14 protein-coding genes and 1 pseudogene are annotated in these 17,262 nt (G+C 52.7%); 9 read left to right on the top strand and 6 right to left on the bottom strand.

Features of this window, described 5'->3' with window-relative positions:
* Window positions 1-70: 70 nt before the first annotated feature.
* The 6 genes from HRU78_03585 to HRU78_03560 all read right to left on the bottom strand — a co-directional run bounded on the left by HRU78_03585 (window position 71) and on the right by HRU78_03560 (window position 6,629).
* On the bottom strand, window positions 71-1,042 hold the full coding sequence (locus HRU78_03585; protein ID QOJ22844.1) for a septal ring lytic transglycosylase RlpA family protein: 972 nt from the start codon (window positions 1,040-1,042) through the stop codon (window positions 71-73).
* Complete coding sequence (gene rodA / locus HRU78_03580) at window positions 1,039-2,139, bottom strand: rod shape-determining protein RodA (protein ID QOJ22843.1); 1,101 nt, start codon at window positions 2,137-2,139, stop codon at window positions 1,039-1,041. The genes HRU78_03585 and rodA overlap by 4 nt, the downstream gene beginning before the upstream one ends.
* Window positions 2,140-2,176: 37 nt before the next feature.
* Window positions 2,177-4,090 (bottom strand): penicillin-binding protein 2, encoded by a 1,914-nt coding sequence (gene mrdA, locus HRU78_03575; protein ID QOJ22842.1) that lies wholly within the window; start codon window positions 4,088-4,090, stop codon window positions 2,177-2,179.
* The gene (gene mreD / locus HRU78_03570) at window positions 4,087-4,638 is read right to left on the bottom strand and encodes a rod shape-determining protein MreD (GenBank protein ID QOJ24897.1); all 552 of its coding nucleotides are present in this window, start codon (window positions 4,636-4,638) and stop codon (window positions 4,087-4,089) included. The genes mrdA and mreD overlap by 4 nt, the downstream gene beginning before the upstream one ends.
* On the bottom strand, window positions 4,619-5,509 hold the full coding sequence (mreC, locus tag HRU78_03565; GenBank protein ID QOJ22841.1) for a rod shape-determining protein MreC: 891 nt from the start codon (window positions 5,507-5,509) through the stop codon (window positions 4,619-4,621). Before mreC ends, mreD begins: the two co-directional genes overlap by 20 nt.
* A gap of 61 nt (window positions 5,510-5,570) precedes the next feature.
* Window positions 5,571-6,629 carry a rod shape-determining protein gene (locus HRU78_03560; GenBank protein ID QOJ22840.1) on the bottom strand — a complete coding sequence of 353 codons (1,059 nt, stop codon included), beginning with the start codon at window positions 6,627-6,629 and terminating at the stop codon, window positions 5,571-5,573.
* 132 nt (window positions 6,630-6,761) lie between these two features.
* Here HRU78_03560 and gatC point away from each other — a divergent pair, with 132 nt between their 5' ends.
* The 9 genes and pseudogenes from gatC to HRU78_03515 all read left to right on the top strand — a co-directional run bounded on the left by gatC (window position 6,762) and on the right by HRU78_03515 (window position 17,262).
* Window positions 6,762-7,049 (top strand): Asp-tRNA(Asn)/Glu-tRNA(Gln) amidotransferase subunit GatC, encoded by a 288-nt coding sequence (gene gatC / locus HRU78_03555; protein QOJ22839.1) that lies wholly within the window; start codon window positions 6,762-6,764, stop codon window positions 7,047-7,049.
* A 95-nt stretch (window positions 7,050-7,144) separates the two neighbouring features.
* Window positions 7,145-8,593: an Asp-tRNA(Asn)/Glu-tRNA(Gln) amidotransferase subunit GatA gene (gatA, locus tag HRU78_03550; protein ID QOJ22838.1), complete on the top strand. Its 1,449-nt coding sequence runs from the start codon at window positions 7,145-7,147 to the stop codon at window positions 8,591-8,593.
* A 46-nt stretch (window positions 8,594-8,639) separates the two neighbouring features.
* Window positions 8,640-10,076: an Asp-tRNA(Asn)/Glu-tRNA(Gln) amidotransferase subunit GatB gene (gene gatB, locus HRU78_03545; protein ID QOJ22837.1), complete on the top strand. Its 1,437-nt coding sequence runs from the start codon at window positions 8,640-8,642 to the stop codon at window positions 10,074-10,076.
* Between the two features lie 346 nt (window positions 10,077-10,422).
* Window positions 10,423-10,884, top strand: a pseudogene (locus HRU78_03540) (DUF4157 domain-containing protein).
* 1,290 nt (window positions 10,885-12,174) lie between these two features.
* Window positions 12,175-12,762: a hypothetical protein gene (locus tag HRU78_03535; GenBank protein ID QOJ22836.1), complete on the top strand. Its 588-nt coding sequence runs from the start codon at window positions 12,175-12,177 to the stop codon at window positions 12,760-12,762.
* A 106-nt stretch (window positions 12,763-12,868) separates the two neighbouring features.
* A complete protein-coding gene (gene ubiB, locus HRU78_03530; protein QOJ22835.1) occupies window positions 12,869-14,383 on the top strand; it encodes a ubiquinone biosynthesis regulatory protein kinase UbiB in 1,515 nt (504 codons plus the stop codon).
* Between the two features lie 91 nt (window positions 14,384-14,474).
* Complete coding sequence (locus tag HRU78_03525) at window positions 14,475-15,560, top strand: ABC transporter ATP-binding protein (protein QOJ22834.1); 1,086 nt, start codon at window positions 14,475-14,477, stop codon at window positions 15,558-15,560.
* A gap of 23 nt (window positions 15,561-15,583) precedes the next feature.
* The gene (locus tag HRU78_03520) at window positions 15,584-16,480 is read left to right on the top strand and encodes an ABC transporter permease (GenBank protein ID QOJ22833.1); all 897 of its coding nucleotides are present in this window, start codon (window positions 15,584-15,586) and stop codon (window positions 16,478-16,480) included.
* Window positions 16,481-16,482: 2 nt separating this feature from the next.
* The gene (locus HRU78_03515; GenBank protein ID QOJ22832.1) at window positions 16,483-17,262 is read left to right on the top strand and encodes an ABC transporter permease subunit; all 780 of its coding nucleotides are present in this window, start codon (window positions 16,483-16,485) and stop codon (window positions 17,260-17,262) included.

The raw sequence follows: 17,262 nt of genomic DNA, 5'->3' as shown, positions 1-17,262 counted from the left end.
GCGATGAATGATTTTATGACGAGGCCCTTTAATCCCTATTGCTTGCAATAGGGATTTTTTTTGCCTTCATCTAATCGATCACTATTACGGGTGTTATTGCCAGTTGCTGACTAATGGTATTGGCCGCGAGTTTTGCGACAGCGTGATCGGGATAAGGACCCGCGTGTATTTTATATAAACCCTTATTTTTCGTAATACTGACAGCATCCTTGAGCGACGGCAGTTTTCGCTGTACCTGCGTGAGAAAATTATGTGCATTATCCGGTGAACCGAACGCGCCTAATTGCAGGTAAACCATATTCATCACGGCGTCGTTATCCGGCGCAGGCTGCGCTACGGATGGTTTGACGGCAGCCAGTGTGGTCGAATCATCCGGCACGATGCTTTCAACTTCAACGCGACCGCTACCGCCTGCCAATATGCCCAATTTGTACGCTGCGGTGTACGATAAATCAATCAAGCGATCGGACAAAAACGGTCCGCGATCATTCAAACGCACGATGACGGATTTGCCATTATCCAAATTGGTCACCCGGGCATAACTGGGCAGCGGCAACGTAGGATGCGCCGCTGTCATGGCGTACATATCGTAGACTTCGCCCGAAGCGGTATTGTTGCCATGATAGCGGCGGCCATACCAGGAAGCGACACCGCGTTTTTTATACGGCGTTAATTCCGTCATCGGTTTAAATTGCTTTCCCAACGCGACATAAGGTTGCATATTGGCCTGCCGCAACGGCTCGGCCTTGGGCACGGCGTCCGGTACCAAATGCAAATCGGTCGGCGGATTATCCTCCGGACCGTCATCCAGATAATATCCCCCGCCTTTTCTGGCAGTTAAACCGGAACTCTTTCCTGCGTCCGCTGTTGACGCAACCCATTTATCTTTTTGCTTGGATGCGGAAGTACCGGGATGGTGCGGTGTGCTGCTGCATGCGGTCAATACTGCCAAAACGACCGCGGACGCCATGCCGCTTGCCGGAAAAGCTCTCAGAGGTAAATATCTACGTGCTTTTTGGAGTCTGGGATAAAGGCTTGTCATGTCTTTACTAATTTAGGATGTGTTTGAATACTCATCAAAATACCAAAACCGAGCAGCATTGTCACCATCGACGTGCCACCGTAGCTGATCAAAGGAAGCGGAACCCCTACAATCGGAAGGATACCACTAACCATTCCCATATTAACGAAAATATAAGTGCAAAAAGTCAGCGTAATTGAACCGGCGATCAACCGCGTAAACTGCGTCGAGGCGTTGGCGGTAATCACCAGACAGCGGCCGATCACCAGCAAATACAGCAGCAACAGCACGGTATTACCCATCAATCCGAACTCTTCGGAAAAGACGGCAAAGATAAAATCGGTACTTTGTTCCGGTAAAAAATCCAGCTGCGTCTGCGTGCCGTTCTGCCATCCTTTGCCGACAACCCCGCCGGAACCGATCGCGATGGAAGATTGGATGGTGTGGTAGCCGGCACCCAGCGGATCCTGCGAAGGATCGAGCAAGGTGATGATGCGCTTGCGCTGGTAATCGTGCATAAACATCCAGAACACCGGCAAGCTGCCCGCCGCTACCACCCCTAATCCGGCAATGATGCGCCACGACAAACCGGCCAAGAACAGCACATAAAAACCGCTGGCGGCAATCAAAATGGCCGTACCCAGATCCGGTTGCCGCAGAATCAGCAAAACCGGCAACAATAACAATACCGTGGCACCAAAATAATCTTTCAGACGCAAGGCGATTTCGTGCTTATCGAAATACCAAGCCATCATCAGCGGGATCGCAACTTTCATCAATTCGGACGGTTGAATGCGGGTCACGCCGATGTTCAACCAGCGCCTGGCGCCATTGTTGATCTCACCGAATAAGGCGACGCCGATGAGTAAAACCAGCCCCAGGACATACATGGGCAAGGCCAGCCGCATCATCTGCTGCAGTGGAATATTCGCAACCAGCCACATAATCACCAACGCAATCAGCATATTGATCGCCTGGTTGCTGACCCTGGCGATATTCGCCCCGGTGGCGCTGTAGAGCACGACCAGCCCTACAACCATCAATGCCAGTATGCCGATCAGTAAAAAACTATCGACATAGCGTGTCAGAAAATGCCAGATTTTTCTAATTTCGGTCATGCTGCGCTGAAATCAGGTTCAAAATGCTCATTACCACTCATAAATGCTCATGATCGTGATCCGCATGCGGCTCTGTCAATTGCGCAACGGCTGCTTCAGCCGGTTTTCCCAGCAAAAAATAATCGAATACCTGGCGTGCGATCGGCGCCGCGGTAGAGCCGCCGGTGCCGGTATTTTCCACCAAAACGGCCAATGCGATCTTGGGATTTTCCGCCGGTGCATAGGCAATAAACATAGCGTGATCGCGATGCCGCTCGTTGATCGCTTTTTCATTGTAGCGCTCGCCCTGTTTGATCGCGATCACTTGCGACGTGCCGGTTTTACCGGCAAAGGTGTACGCCGCATTGGCACCGGCTTTGGCCGCCGTGCCGCCGGGGCGGGTAACATCCACCAGCGCATTCTTGACGACTTCCAGATTTTTCGGTTTCATGTACACGCTATATAGCATCTTCGCCGGAATATCTCCGATCTCCCCGGTTTGACTGTTCTGTACCTGTTTCACCAGACGCGGCACATACGCCTTACCGTTGTTGGCGATGATCATGGTGGCGAAAGCCAGCTGCAGCGGCGTTGCCAGATTGTAGCCCTGACCGATGGACACGGAAATGGTATCGCCGGCATACCATTTTTGTTTATATTGACTCATTTTCCAAGCGGACGAAGGCAGCAATCCGGCCACTTCGCCTTCGATATCGATGCCGGTTCTTTTTCCCAGGCCGAACTGACCGATAAAGCTATGGATATTGTCGATGCCGAGATCGTTGGCAAGACTGTAGTAGTAGGTGTCGCAGGAAACGACCAGCGATTTGTGCAAATCGACCCGGCCATGCCCGCCCGGTTTCCAGTCGCGGTAGCGGCGATCGACACCCGGCAAGGAAAAGTAACCGGGATCGCTCATGCTGTATTCCGGCGAGCGTTTTCCCAGTTCCAGCGCTGCCAGCGCCATGAACGGCTTGAACGTCGAGCCGGGCGGATAAACGCCGCGCAACGCACGGTTGTTAAGCGGCCGGTCGATCGAGCTGTTCAGCAGATTCCAATTTTCCTGATCGATACCGCCGATGAACAGATTATTGTCATAGCCCGGCTTGCTGACGAACGCCAGCACTTCGCCGTTATTCGGATCGAGCGCAACCAGCGCGCCGCGGCGTTCGCCGAATGCTTTCTCGGCAGCCTCCTGCAATCCGAGATCGAGGGACAGGATCAGATTGTTGCCCGGAACCGGCGCTGTGCGCGATAAAACACGAATCGAGCGGCCGGCCGCGTCAGTTTCCACTTCTTCAAAACCGGCGGTACCGTGCAATTGTTTTTCATAGCTTTGTTCCAGGCCGATTTTGCCGATATGCTGCGAACCGCGATAGTTGTGCAGCTCACCGTTGCGTTCCAGTTGATCGAGATCCTGATCGTTGATGCGGCTGATATAGCCGACGATATGCGAGACGATTTCCTTTTCGGGATATTGACGCAGCACGCGCGCCTTGATTTCAACACCCGGGAAACGGTAGCGATTCACCGCAAACGTGGCGATTTCCTCATCCGTCAAACGGCTGCGCACGGGCAGGCTCTTGAATCGTTTGCTTTCTTTCAGCAATTTCTTGAAGCGTTGGCGATCCGTCGGCGTTATTTCAATAATTTCAGCCAGTTCGTTCAACGTCGCTTCAACATCCTTGATCTGACTAGGTACGACTTCCAAAGTGTACGCCGAATAATTCTGCGCCAGAATTCGCCCGTTGCGGTCATAAATCAGGCCGCGATTGGGCACCAGCGGCGAGATGAAGATCCGGTTCGCTTCCGCCAGCGTGTAATAGTGCTCCTGCTGGATAACCTGCAAATAATAAAAACGCGCGTACAGAATCAAAAACAGGAGCAGTACAAACCCGGCGCAAATGCTGAGACGGGAACGGAATTTATGTAATTCGGCAGGGTGATTTCTCAGTTCGACATGTTGCTTCATAACGCATTAGGATCCGGCTTCTGTTTCAGCAGCCATTTTAATAGATAGGAAAGAGGCGTCCACAGCAACGCTCCTGCCACGATCGACAGGTAGTATTGCCAATCCGGCAACAGCGCATCGCTCGATACCGCAACCACAACGATAATCCATTGCATCATCAATAAAATCAGGGTGATCTGCGGCGCCTGCTGCAACGGATTGAACAACCGCAAGCGCCGCCCGAAAATCTGCGTCAGATAAATCACCACGCTATAGGCCAACGCGTGCTGCCCCATCACCCCGGCGTTGCCGACATCCATCAGCAAGCCCATGCCGAAAGCGATGCTCATGCCCATTTTGTGCGGATAATTGATATTCCAGTACGCCAGAGTTAACGCCAAAAAATCCGGGCGCAGTAACAAAATATCTCCCTGCAGCGGCAAAAAATTAAGAATCAGCGCAACGATCAGACTGGTGGCAACAAACCAATTACTGGCAGGCACATACACATCCTGCGCGATGTAATGTTCTTTACCCAGCTGCTCATCTTTAATTTTTTCCGGGTTCAATTGCAGGTATCTCTTGAGTATCATGGGATTCCGGCTGCACCAGCGACAGAATCAAAACTTGCCGGTTTCGATCCACACCGGCAACAGGCGTGCTGATGATCTGCGCGAAATCACCCGTCGGGTCCCGTTCTATCCGCAGCACCGTCGCGACAGGAATGCCACGCGGATAAACCCCGCCGATACCGGAGGTCACCAGCAAATCGCCTTGTTGAATGTCCGTGTTCACCGACAAATAGCGCAATTCCAGTTCGTCGTTTTTGCCGGTTCCGGAAACCACCGAACGCAATCTGTTGCGCACCACTTGCACCGGAACCGAGTGATCTTTGTCGGTCAGCAGCGTCACTTCGGATGACCAAGGATAAAGCTGGGTAATCTGCCCGACGATGCCCTTCTCGTCAATGACAGCCTGGCCGAGTTGAATATGCTGCATACTCCCCTTATTCAACGTGATTTTATGACTGAACGGATCGCGCGGGGTAGCCAGGATTTCCGCCAGAACCGCTTTGGTTTTGGTGGTAAGCTCAATTTTCTGAACCGCACCGAGCAATCTGCGCAACTGCGCATTCTCGGCTTCCAGCGTATGCAACTTCAGCAGCTGCTCGCGATTGCCCAGATAAATCCGCCTTAATTTCTCGTTTTCTTCCAGCAAATGGAAACTGGCGATGAATTCGCCGATCTGGTCGTAAATAGTGGCTGGAATATAGGCAATTTTTTGCAGCGGAAAAATAATCACGCCGATGGTCTGGCGCAGCTGGGGAAAATACTTGAAACGCGTGTCTTCGGCAATCAATAAACAGGACAGCAAAGTGAATACAAACAACCGCGTGAACGGACCTGGACCATGGCGGAAAAAGCGAGGAACTGTCTCCATTACGTCCCGGGGTTAGAAATCAATCGAGCTCTCAGTCAAGATAATGAACACTCAAATTGATTTAATCGCGGGCAAAAATGCCGATCGATCGATCCATGTTTTCCAGCGCAATACCGGCGCCACGCACCACACAAGTCAACGGATCGTCGGCGACGATGACGGACAATCCGGTTTCTTCCATCAATAGCCGGTCGATATCGCGCAGCAAGGCACCGCCGCCGGTCATGACCATGCCCTTTTCCGCGATGTCCGCGCCCAATTCCGGCGGCGTATGCTCAAGCGCGGACTTGACCGCGCTGACGATACTATTCAGCGGCTCCGCCAGCGCTTCGAGAATTTCGTTACTGGAAATGGTGAAACTGCGCGGGATGCCTTCCGCCAGATTGCGGCCCTTCACTTCTATTTCGCGCACTTCGGAACCGGGAAAAGCCGAACCGATCCCTTTCTTGATAATCTCGGCGGTCACTTCACCGATCAGCATGCCGTAGTTACGGCGGATATAGTTGATGATCGCCTCGTCAAATTTGTCCCCGCCGACACGCACCGAATTGGAATACACGATACCGCCCAGCGAAATCACGCCGACTTCCGTAGTGCCGCCGCCGATATCGACCACCATCGAACCGGTCGGTGATTCAACCGGCATATCGGCACCCAATGCCGCCGCCATCGGTTCCTCGATCAGCTCGACCTTGCGCGCGCCGGCACCGTAGGCCGCTTCACGGATGGCACGGCGCTCCACTTGCGTGGAACCGTACGGAACACAAATGACAATGCGCGGATTGGCGGAAAGCAGCCGCGGCGGATTCACCCGGCGGATGAACATCTTGAGCATTTGCTCGGTGACGGTAAAATCGGCAATCACGCCGTCTTTCATCGGACGGATCGCAGTGATATTCCCCGGCGTGCGGCCTAACATTTGCTTAGCTGCAAGCCCCACTTGCTGAATCATTTTCTTGCCATTGGCGCCGCTTTCTTCACGGATAGCCACTACGGAAGGTTCATCCAGCACGATACCTTGGCCGTGGACATAAATCAGCGTATTCGCCGTGCCCAAATCAATCGCCATGTCCGTCGAGAAATAGCTTCCAAAGATATTGTTGTTCAAGAAATTAAGCATAGTGGCAGAATCCGTTGTTAATAATGATGATGAGAGCGAATAATAAAATAAAAAACCATCAAAAAATAATACGCCGGTGAAACGGGGGCATGATACCCTAATAGTTATTTGAATATAAGGTTACCGATTAAAATGACTTTATCTATTAGCGATGTGAAACGTATTGCTGATCTTGCTTATATTGAAATTGATGAAAACGAGGCAACAGAGACTTTGTCTCACCTATCCGGCATTTTCAATTTGATTGAAACCATGCAAGCGGTTGATACCTCGGCAGTGGAGCCCATGTCGCACGCGCAGAGTGTCGTACAGCGTTTACGTGAAGATGAAGTTACTGAAACCGACCAGCGCGAATTATATCAATCAATCGCACCGCAAGTCGAAGCCGGTCTGTATCTGGTTCCTCAAGTCATTGAATAGACTCAACACTATCGCAACAAAACATCTTAAAAAACGTAGCACTTAGAAATACCGTCATTAACGTAACATTCCATTTTTCTCTGATCAGTACATCCATGTTTAACGCCAGCCTTAAACAGCTTTCGCTGCAACTTGCCGGGAAAAAAATTTCCAGCACCGAATTGACCGCCGAATTTCTGCAACGCATCAAGCAGACCAATCCGGAATACAATGCCTTCATCACCGTGAATGAAGCAATGAGCCTGGCGCAAGCGCAAGCAGCCGACCAAATGATCGCCGCGGGGCAGGCCGGTCCGCTCACCGGCATTCCGATCGCGCAAAAAGATATTTTCTGCGCCAAAGGCTGGTTGACCACGTGCGGTTCAAAAATGCTGTCGAATTTCGTCTCACCGTACGATGCCGGTGTCATCGAACGTTTCAACCAAGCCGGCGCGGTGAATATCGGCAAAACCAACATGGACGAATTCGCCATGGGGTCGAGCAATGAAACGTCCTATTACGGCCCGGTGAAAAATCCCTGGGATCATGCAGCGGTACCCGGCGGCAGTTCAGGCGGCGCGGCGTGTGCGGTGGCCGCCCGATTGGCGCCCGCGGCTACCGGCACCGATACCGGCGGCTCGATCCGCCAGCCCGCCGCGCTGTGCGGCATCTCGGGGATCAAACCGACCTACGGCCTGGTGTCGCGCTACGGCATGATCGCCTTCGCTTCCAGTCTCGATCAGGGCGGTCCGATGGCGAAATCGGCGGAAGATCTGGCGCTGCTGCTGAATGTCATGGTCGGGTTCGATCCGCGCGACTCGACCAGCCTGCAACGCGATGCCGAAGACTATGCGCGCGATCTGCAAAAACCGTTAGCGGGTTTGCGCATCGGTTTACCGAAGGAATATTTCGCCGCGGGCATGAACCGCGATGTCGCCAGCGCGGTCGACAACGCCCTGAATGAATACCGCAAACTGGGCGCGCAAACGGTCGAGATTTCGTTACCGAACGCGCCGCTGGCGATTCCGGTTTATTACGTGCTGGCGCCTGCCGAAGCATCGAGCAATTTGTCGCGCTTCGACGGCGTGCGCTACGGCTATCGCGCCGGATCGTACAGCGATCTGGGCAACATGTACCGCAAGTCGCGCGCGCAAGGCTTCGGCGCGGAAGTGAAACGGCGTATTCTGATCGGCACCTATGTACTGTCGCACGGTTATTACGACGCCTATTACATCAAAGCGCAAAAGCTGCGCCGCCTGATCGCGCAGGATTTTGCCGAAGCCTACCAACAATGCGACATCATCATGGGCCCGACGACGCCGACCGTGGCGTTCAATCTGGGCGAAAAAAGCGGCGATCCGATTCAGATGTATTTGTCCGACATCTACACCAGCGCCGCCAATCTGACCGGCATGCCGGCGATGTCGATTCCGATCGGCTTCGGCGATAAAAACCGCCCGATCGGCCTGCACATCATCGGTAATTACTTCTCGGAAGCGCACATGCTGAACGTTGCGCACCAATACCAATTGGCCACCGATTGGCATACCCGGTCGCCCGTTTAAAATCAACCTTCATTTGTGAAATACATATTTAGCTGGAAAATTCATTATGCAGTGGGAAATTGTCATCGGTCTTGAAGTACATGCGCAACTTTCAACGCACTCCAAAATCTTCTCGGGCGCTTCCACCGCCTACGGTGCGCCGCCCAATACCCAAGCCTGTGTGATCGACCTGGCGCTGCCCGGTGTGCTGCCGGTGCTGAATAAGGGCGCGGTGGAACGAGCGATCAAGTTCGGCTTGTCAGTTGGCGCGAAAATCAATTCACCGTCCATTTTCGCGCGCAAAAATTATTTTTATCCCGATTTGCCGAAAGGCTATCAAATCAGCCAGTACGAATTGCCGGTGGTGCAAGGCGGCACTATCGCAATTCAAATCGATGGCGTTGAAAAAACCGTCCGCCTGACGCGCGCGCACCTGGAAGAAGACGCCGGCAAGTCGCTGCACGAGGATTTTCACGGCATGAGTGGCATCGATTTGAACCGTGCCGGCACGCCGTTGCTGGAAATCGTCTCCGAGCCGGATATGCGCAGCAGCGCCGAAGCCGTGGCGTACGCCAAAACCTTGCACGCGCTGGTGCGCTGGATCGGCATTTGCGACGGCAACATGCAGGAAGGCTCGTTCCGCTGCGATGCGAACGTTTCGGTGCGCCCGCGCGGCACGGAAAAACTCGGCACGCGCTGCGAAATCAAGAATCTGAATTCGTTCCGCTTCCTGGAGAAAGCCATCGACTACGAAGCCCGGCGGCAGATCGAAATCCTCGAAGACGGCGGCGCGATCCGCCAGGAAACCCGGCTGTACGACGCCAACAAAGACGAAACCCGCACCATGCGCACCAAGGAAGATGCCAACGACTACCGCTACTTCCCCGATCCGGATTTGTTGCCCGTGGAAATCTCCGCCAGCTGGATCGAGCAGGTTAAGTCCGCTCTGCCGGAATTGCCGCAAGCGCGGCGTGAACGTTATGTAACGGAATTCGCATTGTCCGCCTATGATGCCGCCGTGCTGACCGGCTCGCGCGAAATGGCGGATTACTTTGAAGCCGCCATCCGGGAATTGCCAACACAAGCCAAACTATGCGCCAACTGGATCATGGGTGAAATCAGCGCGCAACTGAACAAGGAAGGCATCGACATCGCCGCCTGCCCGATCAACCCGGCGCAGCTCGCCGCGCTGCTGAAACGCATCGGCGACGGCACAATCTCCGGCAAAGCCGCCAAGACGGTGTTCGAGAGCCTATGGAACGGCGAACTGGACAAAAACGCCGACGCCATCATCGAAGCCAAGGGACTCAAACAAATTTCCGACGACAGCGCCATCGAAAAAATCGTCGACCAAGTCCTCGCCGCCAACGCGCAGCAAGTCGCCGATTACCGCGCCGGCAAGGAAAAAGCCTTCAACTCACTGGTCGGTCAGATCATGAAAGCCACGCAGGGCAAAGCCAACCCGGCGCAAGTGAATGCGATGCTGAGGAAGAAGCTGGAGTGAGGTATATTATATAGCCGCGGTTTAATAGTAGTATTGTGTAACCGACCTTGATCACCAGCGAGAGGCAAGTTCACCAAGCCCAACAACGAACGGACACAGGAGCTGATGAGAAATGCGAAAAGTTGAAGCGCAGCATCGCAATACGCAGAACCAATCCCCCGCACAGCAGAGCGATCGAGGTTTGGCAATTGCATCACCGCATGGAGAGCAGATTGCACAACTCAAAGCCATGGTTGAAGCAAGTCCTCAGCTCGGCAAACTTACGCATGTAGCCACTATGGCGAACAACAGCCCACAGGCCACGGCACAGCGCAGGATGATGAATATGATCCGCAATAGTCCGCGCATGGCGGCGCAACGCAAGGCTGCCGCAACCATGCACAAAAGTCCTCATGTCACGGTGCAACGGCAGCAGCCCGGTACCGGGACAATCACGCAGCGTGAGGAAGTAGAAGAGCCGTTGCAACCGAAAGTTGCCCAGCGCGAACAAGCGCCAGCAAAACCCAATAACACCGGTCTGCCTGACAACCTCAAATCCGGCATCGAATCACTATCGGGTGTGTCGATGGATTCTGTGCGAGTTCATTACAACTCATCGCAACCCGCGCAACTCAATGCGCTGGCCTATGCACAAGGAACGGACATTCATGTTGCGCCAAGCCAAGAACAACATTTGCCGCACGAGGCTTGGCACGTTGTGCAGCAGGCACAGGGGCGGGTGCAGCCGACGATGCAGATGAAGGATGGCGTGCCGGTGAATGATGATGTGGGATTGGAACGAGAAGCGGATGTGATGGGGGCGAAGGCGATCCAGTATGCAGGCGTACTGACAAAAACCATCAAAGAGGGAGGTTATGCTCAGCCAAAAGTTGATACGGTTCAAAATAAAACGATGCAGTTTCTGAGAATGGTAACTCACCCTGAGGTTAACTTTAATTTCGATGGGGCTGGAACAAAAATAAATCCACCAGGAGGAGGAGCGACGAATCCAATAGGTAGATCCGCATGGCCAAACCTAATGATTACAGCCAATCTTATTACACACGCAAACAATACTGCGATATATCAAAGCGGGCATCAGATAGCTCACAGATTCGGAGGAGCTGATGATGGTGACAATGTTGCAGCTTGGCCTGATAATCAGGAAGCATCTCATTCCTTAGAGGAGAATAGAATAGATCAGGGTCCCGCTTTAAATAGGGTAAACGAACATGGAAAGCTTAAGGTAACAACCGGTTTTTATGATGCCAATACAGTACTGCCGCTCATGATAAATCAGTGCTTGGATACAATGAGAGCGTACTTTCAAAATGTGGGAAATTGGGATAACTTGAATAGTAATTCTGTGAATCTCCACCCAGCGACGGCACCGACAGACGATCAATTGTATACCGCATTAGAAGCTAGATTTAATACTCAGCAATATCAAGTGACGGATAGACATGTAGCAAGCTCTGTTGCATTAAACTATGAAGCAAGAGTAGGCGCAAATATAAATCAAGCCAGGTCATTCAACTATTCTAATTATGGGATAGACTTGCCCGACTGGTCAAACAACCAAGCTCATTGGTTGCCATACTTGCTACTAAACAAACCAAGAGTCATCATCGGCAACGAAAACTTTCAGCTTGCAAGGTGAAACTGTGCAGAATGATCAACCTCAATTACTTTCTTGGTTAACTGTGTGTCTCAGAGCATAATTTAACTTCATCCATAATGCGCCGGGGCTGCGATATTGAGTAACTTCTGTCTTGTACAATCCATTAATCGTTTCAGCCGATGCATCGTCATAAGAATCCCCGGTTGACAGGACACCACGAATTCCCTGACCGGCCTTCGATTGCCGCACTCATTAATGTACTCAGCACTACAGCCTGATGCTATCGATTCAGCACCGCCCATTGCAATTCATATTCCTCTTGGTGCTCAACAGCGAGCATGCAGCCCCGCTTATAATGAATATCAGTTATAGTGCTATACTCGCAAACCTGTTGTAAGCGTCGAAGAAATCGTTGCTTTGTGCACATTAGAGTGCCGAATTAAATAAGTGGAGCTTTTTCTTCTATTCCGGTCATTTCATCTGCAAACGTTAACTATAATGCTGGCATCTGTTGTCATCACATCTATCAATCATGTTCTGCGCAGCGAGCAGTGGGCATGCGCGCAATTACAATCGCATGCGGGTAGAACAATCGGCATCCGGATATCGCCGATGATGGGCTTCAGCGTTGAGATAAACAGCGAAGGTAAGTTACAACCCGTGGACAACACACAACCGGCGGATGCGATACTGACATTGCCGTTACTGATGCTGCCGCGCTTGGTTGCGCGGGAGCCGGATGCGTTCAAACCGGTCACCGTCAGCGGCGATCAAACGTTTGCCAGTGAATTGATTGCGATTGCCAAGCAGATCGACCCCGGCGTGATCCTTGCACATGATTTGAGCAAAACGGTTGGAGATATTCCCGCGCATCGCATCGTGCAGGCAGGTGAGCAACTGGTGCAGTGGCAAACCGGCAATGTTCACCGTTTGGCGCAAGCGTTTGCCGAGTATTGCACCGAAGAAACCAGCTTTCTGACCAAACCGGCGGCTGTCGAGCGATTTGCGCAAGAAGTGCGAAACTTACAATTTGACATTGAAAAACTGGAGCAACGGCTGAATCAGTTAGGCCGGTTAACCCGGTAATACATCGCAACCAACCGAAACCGGAATACTCAATCAATCATGAATAAACTTACGCTGCCCTAATCAACCCGCCAGATACCCATTCATTCCCTATTGCTGATCTTTCATGCGCTTATTCCGCCTCCTAAAAATACAGTATGTCGCGTTCAAATTCGGCCTGGACGAGTTCGTTCTGGGTCATAGCCGGTTACGGTTCTTGCGCGCGCTGGTCCGGACGTTAACTTTTTGGCGGAAACTGGATAAACCGCGTGGGGAAAGATTGCGCCTGGCGTTGGCAACCTTGGGGCCGATTTTTGTGAAATTCGGCCAAATGCTGTCGACAAGGCGCGATATTCTGCCTCAGGATATCGCCGACGAATTGGCCAAGCTGCAAGATCAGGTGCCGCCCTTTTCCTCCGACCTGGTATTTACCATCTTAGAAAAAGAATACGGCCAAAAAGTTGAGAAAGTATTCTTCAAGTTTGATTCGATACCCGTCGCCAGCGCATCGGTTGCACAAGTTCATCTGGCGGTGTTGCATGATGGCACCGAAGTCGCGGTCAAAATACTGCGCCCGAATCTCGCGCCGGTCATTACGCATGACATCGCACTGATGGATACTGGCGCCTGGCTGGCCGAAACCTTGTGGGCCGACGGCAAGCGCCTGAAATTGCGCCAGGTTGTTTCGGAATTCGCCCGTCATCTCGATGACGAGCTCGATTTGATGCGCGAAGCGGCCAATTGCAGCCAGTTGCGCCGCAACTTTCTCGATTCGCCGTTGCTGCTGGTTCCCGAGGTATATTGGGATTATTGCCGCAACAGCGTAATGGTGATGGAGCGCGTCAAAGGCATCCCGATCAGCCACGTGGAAGCATTAAAAGCCCAAGGCATCGATATTCCGCAACTGGCGCGCGTCGGCGTGGAAATCTTTTTTACCCAAGTATTCCGCGACGGCTATTTCCATGCCGACATGCACCCGGGCAACATCTTCGTCGGCAAAGACGGCCGCTACATCGCGGTCGATTTCGGCATCATGGGCACGCTCAGCGATCAGGACAAAAACTACCTGGCACAAAATTTCCTGGCTTTTTTCCGCCGCGATTACGCGCGCGTTGCCCAAGCGCACGTCGAAGCCGGATGGGCGCCCAAGAATACCCGCGTGGACGATTTCGAAGCCGCTGTCCGGGCGGTGTGTGAGCCGATTTTCGACAAACCGCTGAAGGAAATCTCGTTCGGGCGCGTTCTGCTGCAATTGTTCCAAGCATCGCGGCAATTCAACGTCGAAATCCAGCCGCAATTGGTGCTACTGCAAAAAACCCTGCTCAACATCGAGGGCCTGGGGCGCGACCTCGATCCCGATCTGGATCTGTGGAAAACGGCCAAACCGTTCCTGGAGAATTGGATGTCGGAACAAATCGGCTTACGTGGATTTGCCAGCCGGATCCAAAAAGAAGCCCCCAACTGGGCCATCATCCTGCCGGAATTTCCCCGCTTGATCCATCAGGCTTTTGCCGAAAACCGCAATCATGAACTGGAAAGAAGAATGGCCGACCTGGTAGCTGAAGAAAAACGCCAGAACCGGCTGCTCTTACTTATTGCAATGCTGCTGGCCGGATTGCTGGCGTGGCAGATATTTCAGTAATTCCGCACAATCATCAGTGCAAGCCGGAATCGAATGATCATCAGCCCGGCAAACTTTGCTAAAGTACCGCTTTCTTCCCGCTGAAGAACGTATGACGTTCCTCGAAATCCGCAATGTGACCAAACGGTTCGGCAATTTTACCGCGGTGAACAATGTCAGTATCGCCGTCGAAGCCGGGGAATTTTTTACCTTGCTGGGCCCTTCCGGCTGCGGCAAGACAACGCTGCTGCGCATGATCGCCGGTTTTGATGCGCCCGATAGCGGGGAAATTTTGCTCGACGGCGCAGACATCGTCGGTCTGCCGCCGGAAAAACGCCCCTTTCATACGGTTTTCCAAAGCTATGCGTTATTCCCGCACATGACGGTCGCCGGTAATATCGGATTCCCGCTGAAAATGGCGGGCAAAACGCGCGAGGAAATCAAAACCCGGGTTGCCGAGACATTGCAAGAAGTCGAACTTACCCCATTTGCCGAGCGCTACCCGCATGAATTATCCGGCGGACAAAGGCAGCGCGTGGCATTCGCCCGGGGACTCATCAATCAGCCGCGCCTGTTGTTGCTGGACGAACCGTTGGGTGCGCTGGATGAAAAACTGCGCGAGAACATGCAACGCGAGCTGATCAAGCTGCAAGCCGAAGCCGGCGTCACGTTCATTTACGTCACGCACGCGCAAAACGAAGCATTGGCGTTGTCGCATCGCATTGCCGTGATGAATCAGGGGAAAATCGAGCAGATCGACGAACCGTCGCGCATTTACAATTTTCCGGTCAACCGTTTTGTGGCCGATTTTATCGGTAAGATTAATATGCTGGAGGCTCGAGTCACCGGAGTTTCCGCCTCACATTTAAAATTAGCCGTCACAGGATTGGGAGAAGTTAAGGTGCCAGGCAGGGAACATATTAAAGCCGGCGATCAGGGCGTCATCGCCATACGCCCGGAGCAAGTCCATATCGCCGCTCGCGCGGAGGATGCGACGGCTGAATTCCAATCGACCGGAAAAATAAAGGATTTCTTCTATATCGGTGATGTCACGACATATATCATCGAGCTTGCCAACAGCACGCGCATCGAAGCGCTGCTCCCCAATTCTGCACCTGGCCATGCCAAGCTTTTTGAAATCGGTGATCCTGTTGTGATCAGCTGGCAGGAACAATCGGCACAATTTTTTCCCGACTAACCGATCGTTGATTCTTCCAGGACATGCAGATCTCAAACCGGATTATCAAATGGCTCATCAGCACGCCACCGCTGCTGTTCTTGCTGATATTCTTCGCCGCGCCGGGTGCAATCATGATTTTTACTTCTTTCCGTCTGCCGGGCGAATTCGGCGGTTTGGCGCCGGTTCATCTCTTGTCTGGCGATACAAACGCAGAATCCGGTTTGACGGTTGAAACCTATCAATTTTTTTTCAGCGATTTTATTTACCTGGAAATATTCCTGAAATCATTCACTGTCGCCACGCTCACCACGGTGATCTGCATCGCCATGGCCTATCCGCTGGCGTTGCTGATCGCCCGTAGTCAAAAAAAATTCCGTAATCTGATGATCATGCTGGTGGTGCTGCCATTCGCCAGCAATTTTCTCATCCGCATTTATGCCTGGATGATCATCCTCGGCCCGGAATCGGCGCTCAGCCATACGATCAACCATATCTTGGCCGTTTTCGGCATCGCGCCGGTCACGCTGCTTTTTTCACCGTTTGCGGTTCTGATCGGGATGATTTATGTGCACTTGCCGTTCATGATTCTGCCGCTGTATACCAATCTGGAGAAGCATGATCTGATCTTGCTGGATGCTGCGCAGGATCTGGGCGCGAACCGTTGGCAGCGTTTCTGGTACGTCACCTGGCCGCAGTCGCTGCCGGGTATTTTTTCCGGATCGGCACTGGTTTTCATTCCCGTTCTCGGCATGTTCGCTATTCCCGATATCCTGGGCGGAACGGGCGACATCATGATCGGCAATCTGATCAAAGACCAGTTTCTCGGTACCCGGGACTGGCCGTTCGGCTCGACACTGTCGATCATGCTGACGCTGGCGGTGCTGATCATCGCCGGATTATTCTCCCGGCTCGCCAAGCCGGTCACCAAGATTACCTAATCATGCCGCGCCGGATGACCGTTTTATGGATCGTATCGATCGGGGTATACGCCTTTTTGTATATCCCGTTGATCATTGTCGTGATGTTTTCCTTCAACGACTCGAAACTCAACGCCGAGTGGGTGGGATTCACACTGCATTGGTATCAGGCCTTGTTGCATGATCATGAAATGTTGCTGGCCGCGCGCAATTCATTGATCATCGCCGTCAGCGCCAGCACCATCGCCACGATCCTGGGCACCATGGCCGGTTTGGCGATTCACCGCTACAAACTCAAGGTATTACCAATCCTGGCATTCACCCCGGTCGCCATGCCGGAGATCCTGCTCGGTGTCTCGCTGCTGTTGTTCTTTCTGCAAGTGCTCAACCTGACCCTCGGCATGATCTCGATCATCATTGCGCATACCACTTTTTGTATCGGATTTGTCGCGATCATCGTGCGGGCGCGTTTGCAAGGCATGGACGAATCCATTTTCGAGGCGGCGCGCGATCTTGGTGCAACACCGTGGCAAACTTTCCGGCAAATCACCCTACCCTTGATCAGACCGGCCATCATCGCCGGGGCTTTAATGTCGTTCACGCTGTCGATCGACGATTTTGTCATTACCTTCTTCACTAAAGGCGTCGGCGAACCGATTCTGCCGATCCAAATCTACACCATGATCAAGGTGGCGGTCACACCGGAAGTGAATGCTATTTCCACTCTGCTGATGCTGCTGACATTGACGCTGATCATCATCGCCTCACGCTTCGACAGCAGCATGCTGGGTGAATCCAAGTGA

The organism is Gammaproteobacteria bacterium (assembly GCA_015709635.1).
Classification (GTDB): Bacteria; Pseudomonadota; Gammaproteobacteria; order Burkholderiales; family Nitrosomonadaceae; genus Nitrosomonas.
Note: the sequence above shows the minus strand (reverse complement) of the source record. Positions and strands in the feature narration are given on the sequence as shown.